This is a genomic window from Vibrio sp. V42_P2S4T144, from assembly GCF_009904715.1.
GTDB classification, from domain to species: domain Bacteria; phylum Pseudomonadota; class Gammaproteobacteria; order Enterobacterales; family Vibrionaceae; genus Vibrio; species Vibrio alginolyticus.
On record NZ_WXWS01000653.1, the window covers coordinates 1 to 6,972 of the forward strand.

The following is a 6,972-nucleotide window of genomic DNA, read 5'->3' on the forward strand; positions in this document are numbered from 1 at the left end:
CTAAATGCAAATCCAACGGCGTTTTACTTGGCCTGCCACCAATTTCTCGTGTGAGTTTTGGTACCAGATAACCCGATACACGCGTGATGAGTCCGCGCATAATAGCTTTCGCTTCTTCGTCCGAAATAAAGTAGTGCGCTGCGCCTTGCACCTTATCAAGAACGTGGAGGTAATAAGGCAAGACACCCGCGTCAAATAAGGCCTCACTTAACGCCACTTGAGCTTCTACCGAATCATTCACGCCTTTCAGCAGAACGCCTTGGTTTAGAAGCGTAACGCCCGCTCTTTTGAGCTTGAACATCTGTTCAGCAAATTCGTCATTGATTTCGTTGGCATGGTTGATGTGAGTGACGAGGATGATTTGTAACCTTGATGCTTGCAGAAGTTGGCATAGTTCATCAGTGACTCGAGCAGGAATCACCACAGGTAAACGGCTATGAATACGCAGACGTTTGATGTGAGGAATGTGAGCAATGTGCTCTAAAAGCCAATGAATCTCATCGTCTTTTGCCATTAATGGATCACCACCTGAGAAGATGACTTCGTTCAACTCTGGTTGTTGTGCCATGTACTCTAAGCACTTGGTCCAGGCTTGTTTCCCGCTTTTGTTCTCTTGATAAGGGAAGTGACGACGAAAACAGTAACGGCAATTTACCGCGCAGCCACCTTTGACAATCATCAGGGCGCGGTTGCGATACTTGTGTAGCAGGCCAGGGACTTCATTGTCCTGCTCTTCCAATGGATCATTGGAGTAACCCGGATGCACCTCAAATTCGTCGCTCAGTGGTAAAACCTGACGTAAAAGAGGGTCTTTAGGGTTGCCTTTCTCCATCCTATCGACAAAACTTTGCGGTACACGCTGTGCAAACAGCTTGCGCGCGGCAAACCCGTCTTGCCACGGTGAAGGATCAATTTCCAGTATTTCGAGCAATTTTGCAGGATCAGAGATCCCATTCGCCAACTGTTTGAGCCAGTTTTGCTCAACAGATTCGACTTTTCGGGTTATTATGTGCGGCATTGAATTTAGCTCTAAGAATGTAAGAGGAAAAAATGGCTACAGTTAGCACCAATGAATTTAAAGGCGGTCTTAAGTTAATGCTTGATAACGAGCCTTGTGTAATTCTGGAAAACGAATACGTTAAACCAGGTAAAGGCCAAGCGTTCAACCGTGTTAAAATTCGTAAACTTCTTTCTGGTAAAGTGCTAGAGAAAACATTCAAGTCTGGTGACACTTGTGAAGTGGCAGACGTAATGGATATCGACCTAGATTATCTATATTCAGACGGCGAATTCTACCACTTTATGAACAGTGAAACGTTTGAACAGATCGCAGCGGATGCAAAAGCGGTAGGTGAAAACGCTAAGTGGTTGGTAGAAAACAACACTTGTATGATCACTCTTTGGAACGGTAACCCAATTACTGTTACTCCACCAAACTTCGTTGAGCTAGAAGTTGTAGACACAGACCCAGGCCTGAAAGGTGATACTCAAGGTACTGGCGGTAAACCAGCGACGCTATCAACTGGCGCTGTTGTTCGTGTTCCTCTGTTCATCTCAATTGGTGAAGTGATTCGCGTAGATACTCGTACTGCTGAATACGTAGGTCGTGTGAAGTAAGCACTTTATATGATTGTTAGAAAGGTCGCTTCGGCGGCCTTTTTTATTGCCTGTGATTCTTCTCTTTTAATCCCTCTGCGTAAAACATCGATATCCTCCGCAAATTTTTGATGATTTTGTATTATTCGTAAAAATCTTATTTATTCCATGAATCTGTCGATTATTCCTTAATGTAACATTTTGATACATTAGTACTTGTCGCTGAGTTGCATAGCAATCTGATTTTTATCGATTTAACTCAGTAACAATCCAAAAAGGAGAACAAAATGGAAAGCAGAGGTTTAGGAAGGGGTTTAAAGGTGGAAGAAAGACGTCAGTTACTACATAAAGGATTAAAAGCAGCCGTATTTGGCGTACCGCTGTTGGCAATAGGCTTAACGATTAATAGCTCGGTGCTGATGACCGATGCGGGTTACAGCTACGTGCATCAGAATAATATTACTGGTGAGTTGGATGTGTTTACTGAACCTGGCATTCATTTTCGCATGCCATTTCTGTCCAAAATCACCAAGTATGACCAAGTGATCACCGTGTCATTCGGTAACAGCAAGGGCGAAGATTTTTATCAACGCCTTGATGCGATTCAGGTTCGATTTGCCGACACCTATATTGGTCAGATCCCCGTAACATTCCGCTTTAAGCTCAGTAATGACCCTGAAGCGGTGAAGAAGATGCACAAAGAGTTCCGCAACAACAGTAACTTGATCGATGCGCTGCTTGTAAAGAACGCACGTAACGTAACGGTGATTACCGCAACCCAATACACGGGTGAAGAGTTTTTCCAAGGTGGCTTGAACCAGTTCAAATCGAAACTTGGCGATCAGTTACGAGAGGGGATTTATCTAACAGAGCGACGTCAGGTTGAAGTGGAAGAGTTGGATCTTGCGCCTGTTGGGGCGAATCAAGCCAATCCGAACCAATTACAGCGCACCAATCAACTGGTATGGAAAACCGTGCCTGTCGTAGACAAAACCGGGCAACCAATTCGTCAAGACAATCCGTTACAACAATACGGTATTCAAGTGACGCAGGTGACCATTGGTGATCCACAACCAGAGAAACAGCTCGACCAATTGCTGGCGGATAAAAAGCGTTTAGTGGCGGATCGCATTCGTGCGATTCAGGAACAAGAAACGTCGAAAGCACAGGCAGAAACGGAGCAGTTACGCAAAGAAATTCAACGTACTCGTGAAGTGCAAGACGCTCAGCGTGGTAAAGAACTCGCAATTATTGCTCAGCAAAAAGAAGTGGAAGTTGCACGTCAGATTGCAGAGCGTGAAATCGTTGAAGTGGAAAAAACCAAACGACTTGCTGAGGTCGAGAAGGAGAAAGAGCTAGCTATCGCAGAGGCTAACTTAGCGATTCAAAAAGCGAACGCACTTTCTGCTGAGTTTGAAGCGAAAGCGATATTAGCGAAAGGTCGCGCAGAATCTGAAGTCCTAAAAGGTAAGTATGCGGCGTTAGGAGCAAATCGTGAAGTTTACTTGGCAGAATTGAATCGAGACGTAGCGAACTCGCTGTACAACAATTTGCAAAACTTCCAAGTTCAGATGCCACAAAATTACATTGGTGGAAGTGACGAAACGGGCTTGAAAACAAACCTAGATGTGATTACTGGCTTTGGTGCTCTGGGTCTTATGGACCAGACAAAGAAGGTCGCACAGCAATAAGATCATGGGTGGTCAAAAGCTTAAAAAGCAAAAAGATCATAGGTAACCCAAAGCAATAAAAAAGCTGGCATTTAGCCAGCTTTTTCTTTTTGGTCAGTCTCTTAAATCATGAAGATAAAGATAACTGCTAGTGCAGTGATGAGGCCTGCAAATGCATAGCATGCAATTTTACCAATCACACCAGTGTGGAATTTAAGGTCGTGCATGCCGTGGTGTACACGGTGCATTGCGTGCCACATTGGCAATGCTAGCGTGCCAATGATAAATAGCGCACCGATGATGCTGGTTGCGAATGCAGAGACACGCTCGTAGCTCATCGCTTCTGCGTCAATCACGCCTAGTGGTACCAAGATACCTAGCACAAGAACAGTGATTGGCGTGATCATCGCGAACCAAGTACCGCCTGCGCCAAACAGACCCCACCAGATTGGCTCATCAGAACGTTTTGGTGATGTGTTTACACTATAATTCGGTTTCATTGCTCAGCTCCTTACACCACGATGAGAACGATCAGTGAGATGAACGCAACAGCGGCCCACTGAGTCAATACGATGATCTTCTTGTCCACTGGTTTGCCTTTCAAACGAATTGGCATTACTTGTGGCATCATGCTGAAGAAAGTTTGAGCGTGGAATAGGCTACCGAGTAGTGCAACGATGTTGATTGCGACTACGATTGGGTTCGCCATGAACGCTAACCAACCTTGCCATGCTTCAGGACCTTTCACCAAGCAACCTAAACCGAAAGTTAGGAACAGAGTGAATAGAATTAACGGAAGCACCGTCGCTTCACGTAGCATGTAGAAGCGGTAGAAAGGATGGTTCTTCCACCAAGTGCGTTTTACTTCACGAACGTAAGGTTTACGATTGCTCATCCTTATGCCTCCACTTTCTTTGGTGAACCATCAGGTTTCAACATAGCAATCACGAAGTCCATAGAAGACTCCACTTTGCCTTGGTTTACTGCCGCTGCTGGGTCAACGTTCTTCGGACAAACTTCAGAACAGTAACCAACAAACGTACAACCCCAAGCACCGTTTTCACCGTTGATAAGCTTCATGCGCTCATCTTTACCGTTGTCACGGCTGTCTAGGTTGTAGCGGTGGGCTAGCGTTAGTGCAGCAGGACCGATGAACTCTGGGTTAAGACCAAACTGAGGACATGCGGCATAGCACAGACCACAGTTGATACAGCCAGCGAATTGCTTGTATTTCGCCATCTGTTCTGGCGTTTGCAAGTTCGTACCGTCTTCTGGTTTACGATCGTTACCAATGATGTATGGTTTGATTGCTTCTAGGCGCTCGATGAATGGCGTCATATCAACAATCAAGTCTTTCTCGATTGGGAAGTTCGCTAGAGGCTCGATAGTCACACCGTCTGGGTAGTCACGTAGGAAGCTCTTACAAGCAAGTTTCGGTACGTTGTTCACCATGATGCCGCAAGAACCACAGATCGCCATACGGCAAGACCAACGGTAAGACAGATCTTTGTCTAGGTGGTCTTTGATGTAACCAAGTGCGTCAAGTACAGACATGGTTTCATCGAATGGGACTTCGAATGTTTGCTTGTATGGTTCTGCATCTTTCTCTGGGTCGTAACGCAGGATGTCTACTTTTTGAATGCGATTTGCTGACATTATGCTTGCTCCTCTGCGTTCTTCTCTTCAGCCGCTGCTTTTTCTGCTGCTTCACCGTATAGACGAGCTTTTGGCTGTGACTTAGTGATGGTCACATTGCTGTAATCGATACTTGGTGCTGACTCTGGCTTGTAGAAAGCAAGTGAGTGTTTTAGGAAATTCACGTCATCACGTTCTGTACAACCGTCGTCTAGACGTTGGTGCGCGCCGCGCGACTCTTTACGTAGAATCGCAGAGTGAACCATCGCTTCTGCGACTTCTAGGCCGTAACCCACTTCGATTGCGTATAGAAGGTCTGTGTTGAACACTTTACCTTTGTCTTTGATGCTGATGCGTTTGTAGCGTTCTTTCAACTCAGTGATTTTGTCGATAGTCGCTTGCATCAAATCTTCTTGGCGGTAGATACCACAGCCCGCTTCCATGGTGTGGCCCATTTCTGTGCGTATTTCTGCCCAGTTTTCGTCGCCTTCTTGGTTCATCAGTTTCGCGATGCGCTCTTCAACGGCTTTGACTTGCGTGTCAATTGCCGCGTCGTTCCAACCTTTGAATTCTGCTGCGCGTTTCACTGCATTTTCACCCGCTACGCGGCCAAATACCACGAACTCAGCCAGTGAGTTAGAACCTAGACGGTTTGCACCGTGAAGACCAACAGACGCACATTCACCCACCGCGAATAGGCCTTTAATGCGAGTTTCACAACCGCCGTCCGTTTCAATACCACCCATGGTGTAGTGAACGGTTGGACGAATTGGAATTGGCTCTTTTGCAGGGTCCACGTTTACATAAGCTTTTGCTAGCTCACAGATGAACGGTAGACGCTCTTGTAGGTACTCTTCACCAAGATGGCGAAGGTCTAGGTGCACCACGTCACCCAGTGGGTGTTTGATGGTGTTGCCTTTCTGTTGTTCGTGCCAGAAAGCTTGAGAAACTTTGTCACGAGGACCCAGTTCCATGTATTTGTTCTTCGGTTGGCCAACTGGAGTTTCAGGGCCCATGCCGTAATCTTGTAGGTAACGATAGCCGTTCTTGTTAACGATGATACCGCCTTCACCACGACAACCTTCCGTCATCAGGATACCTGTGCCTGGAAGACCGGTTGGGTGGTATTGAACGAATTCCATATCACGTAGAGGAACGCCGTGACGGTAAGCCATTGCCATACCATCGCCCGTTACGATACCGCCGTTGGTGTTACAGTGGTAAACACGGCCCGCGCCACCTGTTGCTAGAACAACCGATTTTGCTTTGATAGTAACAAGCTCGCCTTCAGACATGTGAATAGCAATCAGACCTTGAACTTCGCCTTCATCAACAAGCAGATCCACCACAAAGTACTCATCAAAACGTTTGATGTTGCTGTACTTCATTGATGTCTGGAATAGCGTATGAAGCATGTGGAAGCCAGTTTTGTCTGCAGCGAACCAAGTACGTTCAACCTTCATACCACCAAAGCGGCGTACGTTGACTTCACCGTTCTCTTTACGACTCCATGGGCAACCCCATTGCTCCATTTGGATCATTTCGCGAGTCGCGTTCTCTACAAAGTATTCAACAACATCCTGTTCACATAGCCAGTCACCACCGCCAACAGTGTCGTTGAAGTGGTTGTCTAAGCTATCTTCATCCTTGATAACTGCTGCTGAGCCACCCTCTGCAGCGACCGTGTGGGAGCGCATTGGATAAACTTTAGAAATCAGAGCGACTTCTAAGTCTGGGTTTGCTTCAGCCGCTGCAATAGCAGTACGAAGACCAGCGCCGCCTGCGCCGATGACTGCGATATCTGTGGTGATAATTTGCACAGTTATCCTCCAGTGTGTGATTGCGGAAATCCGCTTGTTATTGTCATTACGAGGCGCTCTTTAAAAAGAACTCCCCAAAAGTAGTAGGGTTAGTGTAGATGAGCCACATGGCAGAAAAATTGATGTAATTGGGTTTTTGCTTCGGTAATGCACTTAAGGGCATAGAATTTATAGGTTATGTGACTGCTATCACGGCATCGAGGTTTTGGCCCTCAAGCATTAACATTAGGGATGTTAAACCTGTGTTGCGC

The 6,972-nt window shown here is 46.2% G+C and carries 7 protein-coding genes; 2 read left to right on the plus strand and 5 right to left on the minus strand.

The genetic code is table 11. The annotated features are described in order from the left end of the window. Positions 1-1,018 (minus strand): EF-P beta-lysylation protein EpmB (gene epmB, locus CAG68_RS21220; protein WP_161441623.1); only part of this gene is annotated, 1,018 nt, incomplete at its 3' end. 32 nt (positions 1,019-1,050) lie between these two features. Between epmB and efp the strand changes: the two genes are divergently transcribed. Then, complete coding sequence (gene efp, locus CAG68_RS21225) at positions 1,051-1,617, plus strand: elongation factor P (protein WP_005381500.1); 567 nt, start codon at positions 1,051-1,053, stop codon at positions 1,615-1,617. Positions 1,618-1,883: 266 nt separating this feature from the next. Then, positions 1,884-3,287 (plus strand): SPFH domain-containing protein, encoded by a 1,404-nt coding sequence (locus tag CAG68_RS21230; RefSeq protein ID WP_005386397.1) that lies wholly within the window; start codon positions 1,884-1,886, stop codon positions 3,285-3,287. Between the two features lie 101 nt (positions 3,288-3,388). On the opposite strand, the gene frdD is transcribed toward CAG68_RS21230, so the two are convergent. From frdD to frdA, 4 genes are read right to left on the minus strand one after another with little or no spacing between them, the layout of a single operon-like run. Next, complete coding sequence (gene frdD, locus CAG68_RS21235; RefSeq protein WP_005381493.1) at positions 3,389-3,766, minus strand: fumarate reductase subunit FrdD; 378 nt, start codon at positions 3,764-3,766, stop codon at positions 3,389-3,391. 11 nt (positions 3,767-3,777) lie between these two features. Further along, positions 3,778-4,161, minus strand: a complete 384-nt coding sequence (gene frdC, locus CAG68_RS21240) for a fumarate reductase subunit FrdC (RefSeq protein ID WP_005381491.1) — start codon at positions 4,159-4,161, stop codon at positions 3,778-3,780. 2 nt (positions 4,162-4,163) lie between these two features. Next, positions 4,164-4,922, minus strand: a complete 759-nt coding sequence (locus CAG68_RS21245; RefSeq protein WP_005381489.1) for a succinate dehydrogenase/fumarate reductase iron-sulfur subunit — start codon at positions 4,920-4,922, stop codon at positions 4,164-4,166. Next, positions 4,922-6,721, minus strand: a complete 1,800-nt coding sequence (gene frdA, locus CAG68_RS21250) for a fumarate reductase (quinol) flavoprotein subunit (protein WP_054575300.1) — start codon at positions 6,719-6,721, stop codon at positions 4,922-4,924. The genes CAG68_RS21245 and frdA overlap by 1 nt, the downstream gene beginning before the upstream one ends. Positions 6,722-6,972 lie beyond the last annotated feature (251 nt).